Annotated in this window: 26 protein-coding genes; all 26 read right to left on the bottom strand. The window is 58.9% G+C overall.

All coding sequences use genetic code 11. The features are described 5' to 3' along the window. Positions 1 to 16: 16 nt before the first annotated feature. The 26 genes from rplO to rpoC all read right to left on the bottom strand — a co-directional run bounded on the left by rplO (position 17) and on the right by rpoC (position 17,905). Complete coding sequence (rplO, locus tag HPTL_RS02105; protein ID WP_119334496.1) at positions 17 to 454, bottom strand: 50S ribosomal protein L15; 438 nt, start codon at positions 452 to 454, stop codon at positions 17 to 19. Between the two features lie 3 nt (positions 455 to 457). Next, positions 458 to 640: a 50S ribosomal protein L30 gene (gene rpmD / locus HPTL_RS02100; protein ID WP_119334495.1), complete on the bottom strand. Its 183-nt coding sequence runs from the start codon at positions 638 to 640 to the stop codon at positions 458 to 460. Positions 641 to 645: 5 nt separating this feature from the next. Further along, positions 646 to 1,164 (bottom strand): 30S ribosomal protein S5, encoded by a 519-nt coding sequence (rpsE, locus tag HPTL_RS02095; protein ID WP_119334494.1) that lies wholly within the window; start codon positions 1,162 to 1,164, stop codon positions 646 to 648. A 12-nt stretch (positions 1,165 to 1,176) separates the two neighbouring features. Further along, complete coding sequence (rplR, locus tag HPTL_RS02090) at positions 1,177 to 1,530, bottom strand: 50S ribosomal protein L18 (RefSeq protein ID WP_119334493.1); 354 nt, start codon at positions 1,528 to 1,530, stop codon at positions 1,177 to 1,179. Positions 1,531 to 1,542: 12 nt separating this feature from the next. Next, the gene (rplF, locus tag HPTL_RS02085; RefSeq protein WP_119334492.1) at positions 1,543 to 2,076 is read right to left on the bottom strand and encodes a 50S ribosomal protein L6; all 534 of its coding nucleotides are present in this window, start codon (positions 2,074 to 2,076) and stop codon (positions 1,543 to 1,545) included. A gap of 14 nt (positions 2,077 to 2,090) precedes the next feature. Beyond that, on the bottom strand, positions 2,091 to 2,486 hold the full coding sequence (gene rpsH, locus HPTL_RS02080) for a 30S ribosomal protein S8 (RefSeq protein WP_119334491.1): 396 nt from the start codon (positions 2,484 to 2,486) through the stop codon (positions 2,091 to 2,093). 10 nt (positions 2,487 to 2,496) lie between these two features. Continuing rightward, a complete protein-coding gene (gene rpsN / locus HPTL_RS02075; protein ID WP_119334490.1) occupies positions 2,497 to 2,802 on the bottom strand; it encodes a 30S ribosomal protein S14 in 306 nt (101 codons plus the stop codon). A 10-nt stretch (positions 2,803 to 2,812) separates the two neighbouring features. Continuing rightward, positions 2,813 to 3,352: a 50S ribosomal protein L5 gene (rplE, locus tag HPTL_RS02070; protein WP_119334489.1), complete on the bottom strand. Its 540-nt coding sequence runs from the start codon at positions 3,350 to 3,352 to the stop codon at positions 2,813 to 2,815. A gap of 10 nt (positions 3,353 to 3,362) precedes the next feature. Continuing rightward, positions 3,363 to 3,680, bottom strand: coding sequence for a 50S ribosomal protein L24 (rplX, locus tag HPTL_RS02065; RefSeq protein ID WP_119334488.1), 318 nt, complete (start codon positions 3,678 to 3,680; stop codon positions 3,363 to 3,365). An 8-nt stretch (positions 3,681 to 3,688) separates the two neighbouring features. Then, positions 3,689 to 4,057 (bottom strand): 50S ribosomal protein L14, encoded by a 369-nt coding sequence (rplN, locus tag HPTL_RS02060; RefSeq protein ID WP_119334487.1) that lies wholly within the window; start codon positions 4,055 to 4,057, stop codon positions 3,689 to 3,691. A gap of 122 nt (positions 4,058 to 4,179) precedes the next feature. Further along, positions 4,180 to 4,452, bottom strand: coding sequence for a 30S ribosomal protein S17 (rpsQ, locus tag HPTL_RS02055; RefSeq protein WP_119334486.1), 273 nt, complete (start codon positions 4,450 to 4,452; stop codon positions 4,180 to 4,182). Further along, positions 4,449 to 4,643, bottom strand: coding sequence for a 50S ribosomal protein L29 (gene rpmC / locus HPTL_RS02050; RefSeq protein ID WP_119334485.1), 195 nt, complete (start codon positions 4,641 to 4,643; stop codon positions 4,449 to 4,451). The genes rpsQ and rpmC overlap by 4 nt, the downstream gene beginning before the upstream one ends. Positions 4,644 to 4,645: 2 nt before the next feature. Beyond that, on the bottom strand, positions 4,646 to 5,062 hold the full coding sequence (gene rplP, locus HPTL_RS02045; RefSeq protein ID WP_119334484.1) for a 50S ribosomal protein L16: 417 nt from the start codon (positions 5,060 to 5,062) through the stop codon (positions 4,646 to 4,648). Further along, entirely contained in the window at positions 5,040 to 5,807 is a 768-nt protein-coding gene (gene rpsC / locus HPTL_RS02040; protein WP_119334483.1) for a 30S ribosomal protein S3, read from the bottom strand. The genes rplP and rpsC overlap by 23 nt, the downstream gene beginning before the upstream one ends. Before the next feature lie 12 nt (positions 5,808 to 5,819). Next, positions 5,820 to 6,152 (bottom strand): 50S ribosomal protein L22, encoded by a 333-nt coding sequence (gene rplV, locus HPTL_RS02035; RefSeq protein ID WP_119334482.1) that lies wholly within the window; start codon positions 6,150 to 6,152, stop codon positions 5,820 to 5,822. Positions 6,153 to 6,163: 11 nt separating this feature from the next. After that, positions 6,164 to 6,439, bottom strand: coding sequence for a 30S ribosomal protein S19 (gene rpsS, locus HPTL_RS02030; RefSeq protein WP_119334481.1), 276 nt, complete (start codon positions 6,437 to 6,439; stop codon positions 6,164 to 6,166). Positions 6,440 to 6,449: 10 nt separating this feature from the next. Then, the gene (gene rplB, locus HPTL_RS02025) at positions 6,450 to 7,277 is read right to left on the bottom strand and encodes a 50S ribosomal protein L2 (protein WP_119334480.1); all 828 of its coding nucleotides are present in this window, start codon (positions 7,275 to 7,277) and stop codon (positions 6,450 to 6,452) included. A gap of 2 nt (positions 7,278 to 7,279) precedes the next feature. After that, positions 7,280 to 7,588, bottom strand: coding sequence for a 50S ribosomal protein L23 (gene rplW, locus HPTL_RS02020; RefSeq protein ID WP_119334479.1), 309 nt, complete (start codon positions 7,586 to 7,588; stop codon positions 7,280 to 7,282). Next, a complete protein-coding gene (gene rplD, locus HPTL_RS02015; protein WP_119334478.1) occupies positions 7,585 to 8,211 on the bottom strand; it encodes a 50S ribosomal protein L4 in 627 nt (208 codons plus the stop codon). Before rplD ends, rplW begins: the two co-directional genes overlap by 4 nt. A gap of 11 nt (positions 8,212 to 8,222) precedes the next feature. Beyond that, positions 8,223 to 8,867 (bottom strand): 50S ribosomal protein L3, encoded by a 645-nt coding sequence (gene rplC / locus HPTL_RS02010; RefSeq protein WP_119334477.1) that lies wholly within the window; start codon positions 8,865 to 8,867, stop codon positions 8,223 to 8,225. Positions 8,868 to 8,963: 96 nt separating this feature from the next. Further along, complete coding sequence (rpsJ, locus tag HPTL_RS02005; RefSeq protein ID WP_119336029.1) at positions 8,964 to 9,275, bottom strand: 30S ribosomal protein S10; 312 nt, start codon at positions 9,273 to 9,275, stop codon at positions 8,964 to 8,966. A gap of 69 nt (positions 9,276 to 9,344) precedes the next feature. Then, positions 9,345 to 10,535: an elongation factor Tu gene (tuf, locus tag HPTL_RS02000; RefSeq protein WP_119334476.1), complete on the bottom strand. Its 1,191-nt coding sequence runs from the start codon at positions 10,533 to 10,535 to the stop codon at positions 9,345 to 9,347. Positions 10,536 to 10,570: 35 nt separating this feature from the next. Continuing rightward, positions 10,571 to 12,667: an elongation factor G gene (fusA, locus tag HPTL_RS01995; protein WP_119334475.1), complete on the bottom strand. Its 2,097-nt coding sequence runs from the start codon at positions 12,665 to 12,667 to the stop codon at positions 10,571 to 10,573. Positions 12,668 to 12,734: 67 nt separating this feature from the next. Then, complete coding sequence (gene rpsG, locus HPTL_RS01990; protein ID WP_119334474.1) at positions 12,735 to 13,205, bottom strand: 30S ribosomal protein S7; 471 nt, start codon at positions 13,203 to 13,205, stop codon at positions 12,735 to 12,737. A 22-nt stretch (positions 13,206 to 13,227) separates the two neighbouring features. Next, the gene (gene rpsL, locus HPTL_RS01985; RefSeq protein ID WP_119334473.1) at positions 13,228 to 13,623 is read right to left on the bottom strand and encodes a 30S ribosomal protein S12; all 396 of its coding nucleotides are present in this window, start codon (positions 13,621 to 13,623) and stop codon (positions 13,228 to 13,230) included. Between the two features lie 103 nt (positions 13,624 to 13,726). Then, a complete protein-coding gene (gene rpoC, locus HPTL_RS01980) occupies positions 13,727 to 17,905 on the bottom strand; it encodes a DNA-directed RNA polymerase subunit beta' (RefSeq protein WP_119334472.1) in 4,179 nt (1,392 codons plus the stop codon).

Below are 17,905 nucleotides of genomic sequence, written 5' to 3'. Positions count from 1 at the left end.
CGTCGCCACAGCGGGATCACTCCGTTTCGACCGAACCGCCCGCAGCCTCGATCGCTGCGCGCGCACCACGCGTCGCCTTGATCCCGCGCAGCACGACGCGGCGGGAAAGCGAACCCGATGCGATCACCTTGGCGCCGATCGCGTTGTTTGGCAAGAGGCCGGCCTGTTTCAGGACGATCAAATCGATCTCATCGACAGGCAGACGCTCGAGGTCGTTCAAGCGCAGTTCATGGACGAGCCCTTTGTTGGGAGACGTGAAGCCTCGCTTGGGCAAGCGCCGCTGCAATGGCATTTGCCCGCCTTCGAAACCGACTTTATGAAAACCGCCAGCCCGAGACTTTTGCCCTTTGTGACCGCGGCCACAGGTTTTCCCCAAACCGGAACCGATACCGCGGCCAACGCGACGGCGCGGTTTTTTGGCCCCTTCTGCGGGTTGAAGTTGATTCAAGCGCATCACTTACCCCTCGACTTTCAATAGATAGCCTACTTTGCGGATCATGCCCCGCACCTGCGGCGTATCGGGTAACTCAACGGTATGGTTCAGGCGGCGCAACCCCAAACCCCGGACGGTTGCCCGGTGGTCCTGGCGCGTGCCAATCAAGGAGCGGACCAGTGTCACGCGGATCGTTTGTGCGCTCATTTTGCTTACTCCAGGATCTCTTCGACCGACTTCCCGCGTTTCGCGGCAATTTCGGCCGGTGTTTGCATCCGGGTGAGCCCCTTCATCGCGGCGCGCAGCACGTTGTGCGGATTGCGCGAGCCCAAGGACTTACAAATGACGTCTTTGACACCAAGGGCTTCGAACAACAGACGCATCGCACCCCCCGCAATGATCCCGGTACCGGCAGGGGCCGGCTTCATGATCACGCGGCTCGCGCCATGCTTTCCGATGATTTCGTGCTGAAGGGTGCCATTGCGCAGCGGAATTTCGACCAGGTTGCGGCGCGCGTACTGCATGGCTTTCTGGACCGCCACCGGAACTTCGCGCGCTTTACCTTTGCCGATCGCAACACGGCCATCGCCATCCCCGACGACCGTGAGTGCGGCAAAGCTCAAAATCCGCCCACCTTTCACGGTCTTACTGACGCGATTGACCGCGACCAACTTTTCGATCAACTCTTCCTGCGCTTCGTAATCGCGCCCTTTGTTCGCTTTTCTGCTCATCGCTTCACCCCGTCAGAATTTCAGGCCGGCCTCGCGGGCGGCTTCGGCCAGCGCTTTGACACGCCCATGGTACAAATACCCGGAACGGTCGAAAGCCACCTCTTCGATACCGAGCGCCTTGGCTTTTTCAGCAATCGCTTTGCCGACCAATGCAGCGGCTGCGACGTTCCCGCCGTTCTTTACTTGTTCACGCAGCGCTTTCGAGAGCGTCGAAGCGGCAGCGAGCACCTTCGCTCCATCCGGCGTGGTGATCTGGGCATACATGTGCGCGTTGGAGCGATAGACTACCAGACGAATTTTCTTCAGTTGCGCAATTTTGGCCCGGGTTTTGCGGGCGCGGCGCAAACGTGCAAGTCTCTTGTTCATGGTCTAACCACCTTATTTCTTCTTCGTCTCTTTCAGGATCACCTGTTCGCCAGCATAGCGAACCCCTTTGCCCTTATAGGGCTCTGGCGGACGGTAAGCACGGATTTTGGCCGCTTCCTGACCCACCAACTGCTTGTCGATCCCTTTGAGGACGATTTCCGTTTGTGAAGGCGTCTCAGCCTTGACCCCGTCGGGCAAAGCGTGGATCACAGGATGAGAAAACCCGAGCGACAATTGGATCTGTTTGCCTTGCGCTTGTGCTCGGTACCCAACCCCGACGAGTTGCAAACGGCGTTCGAAGCCTTCAGAAACCCCTTTGACCATATTGGCCAGAAGCGCACGCATCGTCCCTGCGTACATGGCGCTGCGAACGACATCGGTTTTCGGCTGCACCCGCGCAACCCCGTCGGCGACTTCGATCGCCACCGCAGGATGCACTTTCATCTCCAGTTGCCCCAGAGGACCTTTGGCCCGCACCAGGTCACCGCTCACGGTGACTTCCACACCTTTGGGCAATACGACCGGTTGTTTCGCGATTCGAGACATCTTCTCTTCCCCCGTTAAGCGACGATGCAGAGCACTTCACCGCCAACGCGCGCTTTGCGTGCTTCACGGTCGCTCATCACGCCCTTGGGCGTCGAAACGATCGCGATACCCAAGCCATTCTGAACCTTCGGCAATTCATCGGCGCCGCGATAGATCCGCAAACCGGGGCGGGAAACGCGCTCGATGCGATCGATCACCGGGCGGCCTGCATAGTACTTCAGCGCCACTTTCAAGGTTGCTTTCGGACCATTGCGCAGGACTTCGTATCCAGCGATATAGCCTTCGTCGTGCAACACCTTCGCCACCGCCTCTTTCAATTTGGAATGCGGCACTTCGACATGACTTTTTTGCACCATTTGCGCATTGCGGATACGCGTCAGCATATCGGCGATGGGATCGGTCATACTCATCGCGCTCTCCTTACCAGCTCGACTTGGTCATGCCCGGAATCTGACCCGTGAACGCCAGTTCACGCAACTGATTACGGCACAACCCGAATTTACGGAACGTCCCACGCGGGCGACCCGTCAACGCACAACGATTGCGCAAACGTACCGGACTGGCGTTACGCGGCAACTGCTGCAACTTCAGACGCGCAGCCATACGCTCCTCGAGGGGCAATGACTGATCGTTAATGATCGCCAACAATTCCGCGCGCTTCTTCGCGTATTTCGCCACCAGCGCTTCCCGCTTCTTTTCGCGGTTGATCATCGATTTCTTAGCCATACTCGTACCCTTACGTCCGGAACGGGAAACGGAACGCTTCCAAAAGCGCCCGGCCCTCTTCATCGGTCTTTGCGGTCGTCGTGATCGTGATGTTCAGACCACGAACGGCGTCCACCTTGTCGTATTCGATTTCAGGGAAAATGATCTGCTCACGAACCCCAAGGTTGAAATTGCCACGACCGTCGAACCCTTTGCCGCCGACTCCGCGGAAGTCGCGTACGCGCGGGAGCGCGATCGTAATCAGCCGATCCAGGAATTCGTACGCGCGCACACCGCGCAAGGTGACCTTACAGCCAATGGGATAGCCTTCGCGAATCTTGAAGCCAGCCACGGACTTCCGCGCCCGCGTGATCACCGGCTTTTGCCCGGCGATCTTCGCCAGATCGTTCATCGCGTTTTCGAGCACCTTCTTGTCGGCAACCGCTTCACCTACCCCCATATTGAGGGTGATCTTCACGATGCGCGGCACCTCCATCACCGAGCGATAGCCAAAGCGGGCCATCAGCGCGGGAACCACCTCTTCTTGATATTGCTTCAACAACCGTGCCATCGTCGTGTCCTCACGCTTCTACCAGGTCACCGGTGCTCTTGAAAAACCGCACCTTACGACCATCTTCCAGAATCTTGATGCCAACCCGATCCCCTTTCTGAGTTTTGGGATTGAACAGCATCACGTTCGAGATATGGATGGGCATCTCTTTCGGTACGATCCCGCCCGGCTCACCTTTCAACGGATTTGGGCGCACATGTTTTTTGACGACATTGATGCCTGCGACGACGACACGGTCTGCACCGACGCGCTTCTGGACCACGCCACGGCGTCCCTTGTCTTTTCCTGCGATGACGATGACTTCGTCACCTTTCCGAATCTTCTGCATGGCACACCTCAGATCACTTCGGGAGCCAACGAAACGATTTTCATGAACTGCTCGGTACGCAATTCACGCGTCACCGGGCCGAAGATACGCGTTCCGATCGGCTCCAATTTATTGTTCAGGAGCACAGCTGCGTTTTCGTCGAACTTGACGAGCGAACCGTCCGGACGGCGAACCCCTTTTGCCGTGCGCACGACCACAGCGTTATACACGTCGCCTTTTTTCACACGACCACGTGGCGCCGCGTCTTTGACCGAGACTTTGATAATGTCGCCCACGTTGGCATAGCGGCGCTTCGAACCACCCAAAACCTTGATGCACATCACCTTGCGCGCGCCACTGTTGTCGGCGACCTCGAGAAGGGTCTGCATTTGAATCATCTTTGACTCCAACTTATACCGCAATGCGGACAGTATTGGACTGGGAACAAGACGCCCCGCTCACGCGGGGCGCACAACCAGAATCATCAATTATACTGTCGCTGCGGAATTTTGCCAAGACCTTACACCAAACCCGCTTTCGTGACGATTCGCGAAACAACCCAACTCTTGGTTTTGGAGATTGGGCGCGATTCGACGATTTCGACGACATCGTTCAGCGCCACGTTGGGATCTTCACAATGGGCGTGAAACTTGCGCGATTTGGTCACATATTTGCCATAGAGCGGGTGCGCTTCACGGCGTTCGACCAACACCGTCACCGTCTTCTGCCTGGCCGTGGAAATCACCTTCCCTTGCAACCGGCGACGGTTTTTTTCCCCTTGATTCCCGGTCATGTCCGTACCCCTTTCTCTGCCAGCACGGTTTTGACGCGCGCGATATCCCGTTTCACTGCGCGCATCTGCGCCGTATTGCTGAGCTGCTGTGTTGCAAGCTGCATCCGCAAAGAGAATTGCGCTTTACGCAACGACAGCAACTCCTCTTTCAATTCGGCTACCGATTTCTCTCTCAAATCCTTTGCTTTCATGTTTAGCTCCCCAACCGTCGGGTTACGACGATCGTCCGGAACGGCAACTTCGCTGCGGCAAGGCGAAACGCTTCACGCGCCAACTCTTCACTGACCCCGGCCATCTCATAGAGGACTTTGCCCGGTTGGATCTCCGCAACCCAATACTCGGGGTTCCCTTTACCGCTACCCATCCGAACCTCTGCCGGTTTTTGCGTGATTGGCTTGTCCGGAAAGACTCGGATCCAGATGCGACCACCCCGTTTGATGTGGCGGGTCATCGCGCGACGTGCCGCTTCGATCTGACGTGCCGTAAGGCGACCACGCCCAACGGCTTTCAAACCGAACTCTCCGAACGAGACCTCGGTCCCGCGCGTAGCGATCCCTTTGTTGCGCCCTTTCTGGACCTTACGATACTTAGTTCGTTTCGGTTGCAGCATGGTTCACTCCCGATTTTGCCGACGCGCGGCCAGCCCGAGCACGACGCGTGTTTTCCCGTGTAGCACGGCGCGATTTGCGCGGTTCTTCAGAGGACGCCGCAACGGGCGACTGGTTACGATTGAGCACGTCCCCTTTGTAAATCCATACCTTGACGCCAATCACCCCATAGGTGGTACGCGCTTCCGCAAATCCGTAATCGATGTCGGCGCGCAACGTGTGCAGCGGCACACGACCCTCGCGATACCATTCCGAACGGGCAATCTCCGCCCCGTTCAGTCGCCCCGAGGTCATCACCTTGATCCCCTTGGCGCCCAAGCGCATCGCGCTTTGCATCGCGCGCTTCATCGCTCGGCGGAACTGGATCCTCTTTTCGAGCTGATTGGCGATCGACTCGGCGACCAATTGCGCGTCGAGTTCCGGCTTGCGCACCTCTTCGATCGAGACCTGGGCAGGAATACCCAAGCGTTCGGAAACCTCTTGACGCAGCTTTTCGATGTCCTCGCCTTTCTTGCCGATCACAACCCCTGGGCGAGCGGTATGAATCGTGATTTTTGCCGCTTTGGCCGGGCGCTCGATCACGATCCGGCTCACTGCCGCATGCTTGAGACGCTCTTTGAGATAGCGGCGCAGCGCGACGTCGGCTTGGAGCGTCGGTGCAAACGCTTTACTCGGCGCATACCAACGCGAGACCCAATCGCGCGTGACCGCGAGGCGAAAGCCGGTTGGATGAATCTTCTGTCCCATCGATGCTTCTCCTTACTCGCCCACGGTCACATAGATATGCGACGTCGGCTTCAAGATCCGAGTCCCGCGCCCTTTGGCGCGCGCAGCGAAGCGCTTCAACACAAAGCCTTTCTCGACGTGGATGCGGACCACTTTGAGGGCGTCGATGTCGGCGCCATCGTTGTGCTCGGCGTTGGCAATCGCCGAAAGCAACGCTTTTTTGATGATCTTCGCCCCTTTCTGAGGCATGAACTCGAGGATGTTGAGCGCCTCGGCAACGGGCTTGCCGCGAATCACGTCGGCAACCAGGCGGCCTTTTTGTGGCGAAAGGCGCACGCCGCGAATCACTGCTCGTGTGGTTTTCATCGCTTCGCTCCTTACCGTTTCGCCTTCTTACCGGCTGCGTGCCCTTTGAAGGTACGGGTGAAGGAGAATTCACCCAACTTGTGGCCGACCATCGCTTCGGTGACGAAAACCGGAACGTGTTGCCGACCGTTATGCACCGCAAAGGTCAACCCGATGAATTCCGGCAGGATCGTCGAGCGACGCGACCAGGTTTTGATCGGCCGCTTGTCGCTTTTCGCGCGCGCCGCCTCGACCTTTTTGAGGAGGTGGGCGTCGACGAAAGGCCCTTTCTTCACTGAACGTGCCATTGCTTACCCCTTACCGTTTATGACGGCTTTGAATGATCATGCCGTCCGTACGCTTGTTCTTACGCGTCCGATACCCTTTGGTCTGCCAACCCCATGGGCTGACGGGAGGCCCACCCGTACCCGTACGGCCTTCACCACCACCATGCGGGTGATCGATCGGGTTCATCGCAACACCACGGACGGTCGGACGGATCCCGCGCCAGCGCGAGGCCCCGGCTTTGCCCAGTTTCTCCAGGTTGTGCTCACTGTTGGAGACCTCGCCGATCGTGGCACGGCACTCCATCGGGACGCGACGCACTTCACCGGAACGGAGGCGGATCTGAGCATAGCCACCGTCGCGACCGACCAGCATCGCGGAAGCGCCCGCAGCGCGGGCCAACTGCCCACCCTTACCGGGCTGAAGTTCGATGTTGTGAATCGTGGTCCCAACTGGGATCGAACGCAACGGGAGCGCATTTCCGACACGAATCGGGGCCTGCGGGCCACTTTCGACCACCATCCCCGCTTCGAGTCCCTTGGGGGCGAGAATGTAGCGACGTTCGCCGTCGGTGTAACAAATCAGTGCAATGTGCGCCGTACGGTTGGGATCGTATTCGATCCGTTCGACTTTGGCAGGAATGCCGTCTTTATTGCGACGGAAATCGATGATCCGATAATGGCGTTTGTGACCACCCCCTTTGTGCCGGGTGGTGATGCGACCGACATTGTTGCGGCCCGCTTTGCGTGTTTGTGCTTCGACGAGCGGTGCGTACGGCTCACCTTTGTGCAGATGCGGATGGACCACTTTGACGACGTGGCGCCGACCCGGAGAGGTTGGTTTCAGCTTGACGATCGGCATGATTACGCACTCCCACCCATGACGAAATCGAGCTCTTGACCGGGCTCGAGCGTCACGTAAGCCTTACGAACATTGGCGCGGCGACCAGCAAAACGGCCGAAACGCTTCACCTTGCCTTTCACATTGACGACGCGCACCCCTTGCACCCGAACGTTGAAGAGGCCTTCCACAGCCGCTTTGATTTCGTGCTTTTCTGCATCAGGCGCTACCCGAAAGACGACGGTATTGCGCGTCTCAGCCAGCATCGTCGATTTTTCGGAAATCACCGGTGCCAGCAGTACCTGATAATGGCGTTCCTTGAGCGCACTCATTGCCACATCTCCTGGAATTTTTCGAGGGCGCCCTTGGTCACCAACACCAAGTCGAAATGAACCAGCGCGACCGGATCGACCTCGTGCGCTTCCAGCGCCAACACGTTCTTCAAATTACGGCTACCCAACAGCAGGTTTTCGCTGAGCTGTTCGGTGACAAGGAGGACATTGCGATCATAGACCCCCATCGCCCTGAGCTTTTCGACGACCAGCTTGGTCTTCGGAGCCGAGACATCGAAACCATCGACAACCGCAAGCCGCCCCTGGCGCGCCAATTCCGACAAAATCGACGCCATCGCAGCGCGGTACATCTTCCGGTTGACTTTATGAGAAAAATTTTCGTCCGGAGTACTCGGGAAAACCTTCCCACCTCCACGCCACAACGGGCTCGAGGTCATCCCGGCACGCGCACGGCCGGTACCCTTTTGCCGCCAGGGCTTGCGTGTGGAGTGTTTCACTTGCGAACGGTCTTTTTGCGCCCGCGTGCCCCGACGCGCATTGGCCATGTACGCCACCACGACCTGATGGACGAGCGGCTCGTTGAATTCGCGACCAAAAAGCTGGTCCGAGACGGTCACTGCGCCTGCCTCTTGACCATTCGTATCGAGTAGTTTCAATTCCATCGTCGCCTCGCTTAGCCTTTGGCCTTCACTGCGGGACGAACGATCACCTCGCGACCTTTCGCGCCAGGGACCGCCCCCTTGACCCAGATGAGTTGACGCTCGGCATCGACCCGCACCACTTCCAGGTTTTGCACCGTGACGGTTTCGTCACCCAGATGCCCCGCCATCCGCTTACCCGGGAAGACGCGACCCGGGTCTTGCGCCATACCGATCGAACCCGGTGCATTGGTGGTAATCGAGTTGCCGTGCGACGCGCGGTTCGAACTGAAGTTGTGTCGCTTGATCGCACCTGCAAACCCTTTCCCGATCGAGCGGCCGGTAACATCGACCTTTTGCCCGACCTGGAAGCGTTCGACCGAAAGGGTGTCACCGGGCTTGAACTGCTCGAGTTCAGCCGGGTCGACACGAAATTCGCGGAGTACCTTAGCCGGAGTGACACCCGCCTTGGCAAAATGACCTGCGAGCGGTTTCGTGACCCGAATGGGGCGACGCTCCCCGAAACCCACTTGCACGGCTGCATAGCCGTCGGTTTCGGGAGACTTGATCTGAACAACGCGATTGCCGGCAGCCGCCAATACCGTTACGGGAATACTCTGCCCGTCCTCGGTAAAAATGCGGGTCATGCCGACCTTGCGTGCAACAAGGCCAAGACTCATTTTTATCTCCTATTCCGGTTACGATTGACCGGAGGTTACCAAAACACAAAAGCTGCGTCGGATGAACGCAGCATTGTAGCACAAAAATGGTTATGCTTAGAGCAATTTGATATCGACGTCAACCCCGGCAGGAAGGTCGAGCTTCGAAAGCGCGTCGACGGTCTTGTCCGTTGGGTCTACGATATCGAGCAAGCGATGGTGGGTACGAATCTCGAACTGATCCATCGACTTTTTATTGACGTGCGGAGAGCGCAACACGTTGTAGCGTTCGATTTTGGTTGGCAGCGGAACGGGACCACGAACGACCGCGCCCGTGCGCTTGACCGCATCGACGATTTGCGCCGCGGAAAGGTCGATCAACCGGTAATCGAACGCCTTGAGGCGAATCCGGATCTTTTGCGTTTTCATCTCGATATCCTCAAAGAACAAAAGAAAGGCCCTCGCAGATGCGAGGGCACGAATCATATCACAAATCGATCACTCGATGATTTTGGAGACGACGCCGGCACCCACGGTACGGCCGCCTTCGCGGATCGCAAAGCGCAGACCTTCTTCCATCGCGATCGGTGCAATGAGTTTCACCGTGAGTTTGACGTTGTCACCCGGCATCACCATTTCCACCCCTTCCGGCAGTTCGATCGACCCCGTGACGTCGGTGGTACGGAAGTAGAACTGCGGACGGTAGTTGGAGAAGAACGGGGTGTGACGGCCCCCTTCTTCTTTGGTGAGCACGTACACTTCGCATTCGAAGTGGGTGTGCGGGGTGATGGTGCCCGGTTTGGCGAGCACTTGACCCCGTTCGACTTCTTCGCGTTTGGTTCCGCGCAGCAGCACCCCGACGTTGTCACCCGCACGCCCTTCGTCGAGCAGTTTGCGGAACATTTCGACGCCCGTGACGGTGGTCTTTTGCGTCGGACGCAGGCCGACGATTTCGACTTCGTCGCCGACTTTGACGGTGCCGCGTTCGACACGGCCGGTCACGACGGTTCCGCGACCCGAGATCGAGAAGACGTCTTCGATCGGGAGCAGGAACGGTTTGTCGATGTCGCGCTCCGGCGTCGGGATGTAGCTGTCGAGCGTCTCAGCCAGTTTGAGGATCGCCGGCTCGCCGATTTCGCTCTGGTCGCCTTCGAGCGCTTTGAGCGCCGAGCCTTTGATGATCGGGGTGTCGTCACCCGGAAAGCCGTACTGATTGAGCAGGTCCCGAACTTCCATTTCGACGAGTTCGAGAAGTTCCGGGTCGTCCACCATGTCGCATTTGTTGAGGAAGACGATGATGTAGGGTACACCGACCTGACGCGCCAACAGGATGTGTTCGCGCGTTTGCGGCATCGGGCCGTCAGCAGCCGAGACCACGAGAATCGCGCCGTCCATCTGCGCCGCACCCGTGATCATGTTCTTGACGTAGTCGGCGTGCCCCGGGCAGTCGACGTGCGCGTAGTGACGGTTCGCGGTTTCGTATTCGACGTGCGCGGTGTTGATCGTGATCCCACGCGCTTTTTCTTCCGGCGCCGCGTCGATGTCGTCGTATTTCTTCGCTTCACCACCAAAGTGCTTCGCCAGCACCGTGGTGATCGCCGCCGTCAGCGTCGTCTTGCCGTGGTCCACGTGCCCAATCGTCCCCACATTGACGTGCGGCTTCGTCCGCTCGAATTTTGCCTTGGCCATTTCGTTTCACTCCTTCAAAAGATGGTCACCATCGATCATTTGCGCGCATTGATCACCGCTTCGGCAACGTTACGCGGTGCTTCAGCGTAATGCTTGAACTCCATCGAGTAGGTAGCACGACCTTGGGTGAGCGACCGCAGTTGCGTTGCGTAGCCGAACATTTCGGCAAGCGGCACCTCGGCGCGGATCACCTTCATCCCACCCGGCAAATCGTCCATCCCTTGGACGATGCCCCGGCGTGCCGAAAGGTCACCCATCACGTTACCCATGAACTCTTCCGGTGTTTCGACTTCGACCGCCATCATCGGCTCGAGCAACACCGGATCGGCCTTCTTCATCGCCTCTTTGAATGCGATGGACGCTGCCATCCGGAACGCGTTTTCGTTCGAGTCCACCTCGTGGTACGAACCGTCGAAGAGGGTCACTTTGAAGTCGACGACCGGGTACCCCGCAAGTACGCCCGATTGCATCGCCTCCTGGATCCCTTTGTCGACCGCCGGGATGTATTCACGCGGCACCACACCGCCTTTGATCGCGTCGATGAATTCGTACCCTTTGCCGGGTTCGTTCGGTTCGAGGCGAATCCAGACGTGACCGTACTGACCGCGCCCACCGGTCTGCTTGACGAATTTGCCCTCTTGCTCGACCGTCTTGCGAATCGCTTCACGATACGCTACTTGCGGCGCACCGACGTTCGCTTCGACGTTGAACTCACGGCGCATCCGGTCGACGATGATCTCGAGGTGGAGCTCGCCCATCCCGGAGATGATCGTCTGCCCCGACTCTTCATCGGTACGCACTCGGAACGACGGGTCTTCCATCGCAAGGCGCTGCAGTGCGATCCCCATTTTTTCTTGGTCGGCCTTCGATTTGGGTTCGACCGCGACGTGAATCACCGGCTCAGGGAACTGCATCGATTCCAGCTTGATCGGCGCGGCCGGATCGCACAGGGTTTCCCCAGTGATCACCTCTTTGAGCCCGACTGCGGCCGCAATGTCGCCCGCACGCACCTCTTTGATCTCATTTCGGTTGTTCGCGTGCATTTGCAAGAGGCGACCGATGCGCTCTTTTTTGTTTTTGTTCGAGTTGAGGACCGTATCGCCGGAGCTCAAAACCCCCGAATAGACGCGCAAGAAGGTGAGCTGCCCGACGTAGGGGTCGGTCATCAATTTGAACGCGAGCGCACAGAATTTCTCATCGTCACTGGCGCGACGCTCAGCCGGATTGCCGTCCAGGTCGGTCCCTTGCACCGGCGGGATATCCACCGGAGAGGGGAGAAATTCGACCACGGCGTCGAGCATGCGCTGAACGCCTTTGTTCTTGAACGCAGAGCCGCAGAGCATCGGTTGGATTTCGCACGCAATGGTCCGCTGACGCAACCCAGCGACGATCTGCTCCTCACTCAGCGTCCCGTTTTCGAGGTACGCGTTCATCAACTCTTCGTTCGCTTCGGCGGCGGCTTCGATCATCTTTTCCCGCCACTCTTCGGCTTGGTCGCGCAACTCAGCTGGGATATCGTAATACTCGAACTTCGTCCCTTGCGACGCCTCATCCCAGTGAATTGCTTTCATCTTGATGAGGTCGACGACCCCGACGAAGTTCTCTTCGGCACCGATCGGAATGACGATAGGTATCGGGTTGGCTTTGAGCCGCTCCCGCATCTGCTCATAGACACGGAAGAAGTTGGCTCCTTGCCGGTCCATCTTGTTGACGAACGCGAGACGAGGCACACGGTATTTTTCCGCCTGCCGCCATACCGTTTCCGACTGCGGCTGCACGCCACCGACCGCACAGTAAACCATACACGCACCGTCGAGCACGCGCATCGAGCGCTCGACTTCGATCGTGAAATCGACGTGCCCCGGGGTATCGATGATGTTGAACCGGTATTCCGGGAATTGCATGTCCATCCCGCGCCAGAAGCAGGTCGTTGCCGCCGAGGTGATCGTGATCCCGCGCTCTTGTTCCTGCTCCATCCAGTCCATCGTTGCAGCACCGTCGTGAACCTCACCGATCTTGTGGTTCACGCCGGTATAAAAGAGAATTCGCTCGGTCGTCGTGGTTTTCCCGGCGTCGATGTGCGCCGAGATCCCGATATTCCGGTAGCGTTCGATGGGCGTTTTCCGTGCCACGGTTCTATCCTTTGAACGAACAACAACTCAAGCCCTCACCCGAGGGCTTACGTAATCTTATCGACAATCAGAAGCGGAAATGGGCAAACGCCTTGTTGGCCTCGGCCATACGATGCACTTCGTCGCGCTTCTTCATCGCGCCGCCGCGCCCTTCCGCCGCTTCCATCAATTCGGCCGCCAAACGCTGCGCCATCGTCTTTTCCGACCGCTTGCGCGCCGCTTCCCGCAACCAACGCATCGACAATGCCAGCTGGCGCGACGGGCGCACTTCGACCGGAACTTGATAGTTCGCCCCGCCAACCCGGCGCGACTTCACTTCGACAAGCGGCTTGGCGTTTTCGATCGCCGCCGAAAAGACTTCGAGCGGATCTTTGTTGGTCTTGCTGGCGATGATCTCGAAAGCGCCATAGACGATACGCTCGGCCACCGACTTCTTGCCGGAGACCATGATCACATTGACGAACTTCGAGACATTGACGTTGCCGAACTTCGGATCCGGCAAAATCTCACGCTTGGGTACTTCGCGACGACGCGGCATATCCGTTTCCCTTCAAAAATGGTTATTTCTTGCCCGCAGCGGCGCCCGGCTTCGGACGCTTCGCCCCGTACTTGGAACGCCCTTGCTTACGGTCCTTGACCCCTTGCAAGTCGAGCGAACCGCGCACGATGTGGTAACGCACACCCGGCAGGTCTTTCACCCGGCCGCCACGAATCAGCACCACCGAGTGTTCTTGCAGATTGTGCCCTTCGCCGCCGATGTACGAAATCACCTCGTAACCGTTGGTCAAACGCACTTTCGCGACCTTACGAAGGGCCGAGTTCGGCTTTTTCGGCGTCGTGGTATAGACGCGCGTACACACGCCTCGTTTTTGCGGACATCCCTGCAACGCCGGCACTTTGCTCTTTTCGGGCGCCGTTTTCCGCGGACGACGCACCAACTGGTTGATGGTTGGCATCTTCTGTTCTCCAATAGATCCGAGTCAGACTACGATTGGCCCGACAATAAAACGCGCAATCATACCTTGTAAAGTCCTGCGCGTCAAGCGCAGGACGTTTCCCTTACGACGCATCGGAGGTGATTGCATTCCAAGTCTCTTCCGCTTGCTCGATGCGACTGCGGCGCCGTCGCGCGCGGTGATGCGCCAACCCCGTCCCCGCCGGGATGAGGCGGCCAACGATCACGTTCTCTTTGAGGCCACGCAACTCGTCGCGCTTGCCCATGATCGCCGCTTCGGTGAGCACCCGGGTGGTCTCCTGGAACGATGCCGCGGAGATGAAGGAGTCGGTGGAGAGCGACGCCTTGGTGATCCCAAGCAGCAGGTTCTCGTATTTCGCCGGGACTTTCCCCTCTTTCTCGAGGCGCGCATTCTCGATCAACACCTCGGCACGCTCGACCTGCTCCTCGGGAAGGAAACGCGAGTCACCGGGGTCGGTAATCACCACGCGACGCAGCATCTGCCGCACGACCACTTCGATGTGCTTGTCGTTGATCCGAACCCCCTGGAGGCGATAGACGTCCTGCACTTCGTCGATGATGTAGCGCGCGAGCGCTTCGATCCCCTGCAAGCGCAGGATATCGTGTGGGTTCACCGGCCCATCAACGATCAGTTCGCCGCGGTTCACGACCTGCCCGTCGTGCACCAAGAGGTGCTTCTCTTTCGGGATCAGGAATTCGTGCGTCGTCCCGTCGGGTTCGGTCAGGATCAAGCGGTGTTTGCCTTTGGTCTCTTTACCGAACGAAACCGTGCCGGTGACCTCTGCGAGCATCCCGGCATCTTTGGGTTCGCGCGCTTCGAAGAGCTCGGCAACCCGAGGCAGCCCCCCCGTGATGTCGCGGGTCTTCGCCGATTCTTGCGGTATCCGTGCCAGGACGTCGCCTGCTGCCACCTCTTGCCCTTCGCGCACAGTAATGATTGCGCCAACCGGGAAGGTGATGAGGAACGGCGTTTCGGTCCCGGGAATCTTCACCGAGTCGCCGTCTGGACCGATCAGATGGACCGACGGACGCCCCACCTTCGACGCGCCGCGCTGCTTCGCGTCGATCACCACGAGCGTGGAGAGCCCGGTGATTTCGTCGACCTGCTTCGCGACGGTCACCCCCTCGACGACGTTGTCGAAGCGCACGGTACCGCCATATTCGCTGATGATCGGACGGGTATGCGGATCCCAGCTGGCCAATTTGACCCCCGCTGCGACCTGCTGCCCTTCGTCGACGTGCAGAATCGCACCATAGGGAACTTTGTGCCGTTCGCGTTCGCGCCCCGACTCGTCGACCACTTGGACCTCAGCAGCCCGCGCGGTGACGATCTTCTCGCCGTCCGACCGGGTGATGAACCGCATGTTGGGGGAAAAGCGGATCGTACCGCCAACCTTCGCTTCGATCCCGCTCTGCGCGACCGCCCGCGATGCAGCACCCCCAACGTGGAAGGTCCGCATGGTGAGCTGCGTCCCCGGCTCACCGATCGACTGCGCGGCGATCACCCCGATCGCCTCGCCGACGTTCACGAGGCCGCCGCGCGCCAGGTCGCGACCGTAGCACTTCGCACAGACGCCATAGTGCGTTTCACAGGTCAAGGGGCTGCGCACCTTGACTTCGTCCACCCCTTTCTCGTCGATGAGTTCGACCAGGGGTTCATCGAGCAGCGTTCCCGCCGGGATGAGTGTTTCCCGCGTATCGGGGTCGACGACATCTTCGGCGACCACGCGACCGAGGATCCGATCACGCAGCGCTTCGATCACCTCACCGCCCTCGATGAGCGCTTTCATATAGAAGCCGTTACTGGTGCCGCAGTCGCTTTCGGTGATCACCAGGTCTTGTGTGACGTCAACCAAACGGCGGGTCAGGTAACCCGAGTTTGCGGTCTTCAACGCGGTGTCGGCAAGCCCTTTCCGCGCCCCGTGGGTCGAAATGAAGTACTGCAGGACGTTCAGCCCTTCGCGGAAGTTGGTGGTAATCGGCGTCTCGATGATCGAGCCATCGGGCTTCGCCATCAACCCCCGCATCCCGGCGAGCTGGCGGATCTGCGCCGCCGAACCCCGTGCGCCAGAGTCCGCCATCATGTAGATCGAGTTGAACGACTCTTGCTCGACCACTTCGCCGTTGGGCAGCGTGACGCGCTCTTTGGACAATTGGTCCATCAGCGCTTTCGCCACTTGGTCCGATGCCCGTCCCCAGATATCGACCACCTTGTTGTAGCGCTCGGTGGCGGTGACGAGACCGGAGGCGTACTGTTGCGCGATCTCTTTGACCTCTTCTTCCGCTTGGGCGATGATCGCCTCTTTCTGCGGTGGGATCAGCATGTCTTTGACCGCAATCGAAAGTCCGCCGCGCGTGGAGAGCTTGTAACCCCAGTTCATCAACTGGTCGGCGAAGATCACGGTGGCTTTGAGCCCACACTTGCGGTAGGACTGGTTGATGAGCTGCGAGATCGCTTTTTTCTTCAGCGGCCGGTCGATCAGTTCGAACGGCAAGCCTTTCGGCAAGATCTCCGAGAGGATCGCCCGCCCGACGGTCGTTTCCCGTCGTGTGGTCTTCGCGATGGTCGGCTCACCGTTTTCGTCGAATTCGTATTCGGTGATGCGCACCGTGACGCGAGCATGGAGGCTTGCAATGCCCTGCTCCCAGGCGCGCCGTGCTTCGGCGACGTCGGCAAAGATCATCCCTTCGCCCTTGGCGCCGACCGCTTCGCGAGTAGCGTAGTAGAGCCCCAAGACGATGTCCTGCGACGGCACGATGATCGGGTCCCCGTTCGCGGGCGAGAGGATGTTGTTCGAGCTCATCATCAACGTGCGCGCTTCGACCTGCGCTTCGAGCGAAAGCGGCACGTGCACCGCCATCTGGTCACCGTCGAAGTCGGCGTTGAACGCGGTACAGACGAGCGGGTGGAGCTGAATCGCTTTGCCTTCGATCAGGACCGGTTCGAACGCCTGGATCCCCAAGCGGTGCAACGTCGGTGCGCGGTTGAGAAGCACCGGATGTTCGTGGATCACCTCTTCGAGGATGTCCCACACCACCGGCTCTTGGTTTTCCACCATCTTCTTCGCTTGCTTGATGGTGGTGCAGTAACCGAGCGTTTCGAGTTTGTGGTAGATGAACGGCTTGAAGAGTTCGAGCGCCATCAGTTTCGGCAATCCGCACTGATGGAGCTTCAATTGCGGCCCCACCACGATCACCGAACGGCCCGAGTAGTCGACCCGCTTTCCAAGGAGATTTTGACGGAATCGACCGCCTTTCCCTTTGATCATGTCAGCGAGCGATTTCAGCGGCCGCTTGTTGGGACCGGTCATCGCCTTGCCGCGGCGCCCGTTGTCAAAGAGCGAATCGACCGCCTCTTGCAACATCCGTTTTTCGTTACGGACGATGATTTCCGGCGCTTTGAGCTCAAGCAGCCGCCGCAAACGGTTGTTGCGGTTGATCACCCGACGGTAGAGGTCGTTGAGGTCGGAGGTAGCGAAGCGCCCTCCGTCGAGCGGTACGAGCGGACGCAGATCGGGCGGCAGCACCGGGATCACGTCCATGATCATCCACTCCGGCTTCATTCCGGAGCGGTAGAAGGCTTCGAGCACTTTCAGGCGCTTACTGATCTTCTTGATCTTGGCGTCCGACCCGGTGGTTTCGAGTTCGCCCCGCAGTTTTTCGATTTCGCGCTTGAGGTCGAGGGTGCGCAGGAGTTCGCGGATCCCTTCGGCCCCCATCATCGCGTGGAAGTCCCCCGCGTACTCTTCGAACGCCTGGTGGTAGCTCTCTTCCGACATGATCTGCCCGCGCTGGAGCGGGGTAAGCCCTGGGTCGATCACGACGTAGGCTTCGTAGTAGAGCACCCGCTCGATGTCGCGCAGCGTCATATCGAGCACGAGCCCAAGCCGGCTCGGCAAGCTCTTCAAGAACCAGATGTGCGATACCGGCGCTGCGAGCTCGATGTGCCCCATCCGTTCGCGGCGAACACGGGAGACGGTCACCTCGACGCCGCACTTTTCGCAGATCACGCCCCGATATTTCAGCCGCTTGTATTTGCCGCAGAGGCACTCGTAGTCTTTGACCGGGCCGAAGATCTTGGCACAAAAAAGACCATCGCGCTCCGGTTTGAACGTCCGATAGTTGATCGTCTCCGGTTTTTTCACTTCGCCGTAAGACCAGCTGCGGATCTTCTCCGGCGACGCAAGACCGATCGTGATCGCGTCGAACTCCGTGGGGTTGTCGACGCTTTGCCGAAAGAGGTTGGCGAGTAAATTGTTCAT

This window comes from Hydrogenophilus thermoluteolus (assembly GCF_003574215.1).
Classification (GTDB): domain Bacteria; phylum Pseudomonadota; class Gammaproteobacteria; order Burkholderiales; family Rhodocyclaceae; genus Hydrogenophilus; species Hydrogenophilus thermoluteolus.
The sequence above is the reverse complement of the archived record's forward strand: the minus strand, read 5'-3'. Positions and strand labels throughout refer to the sequence as shown.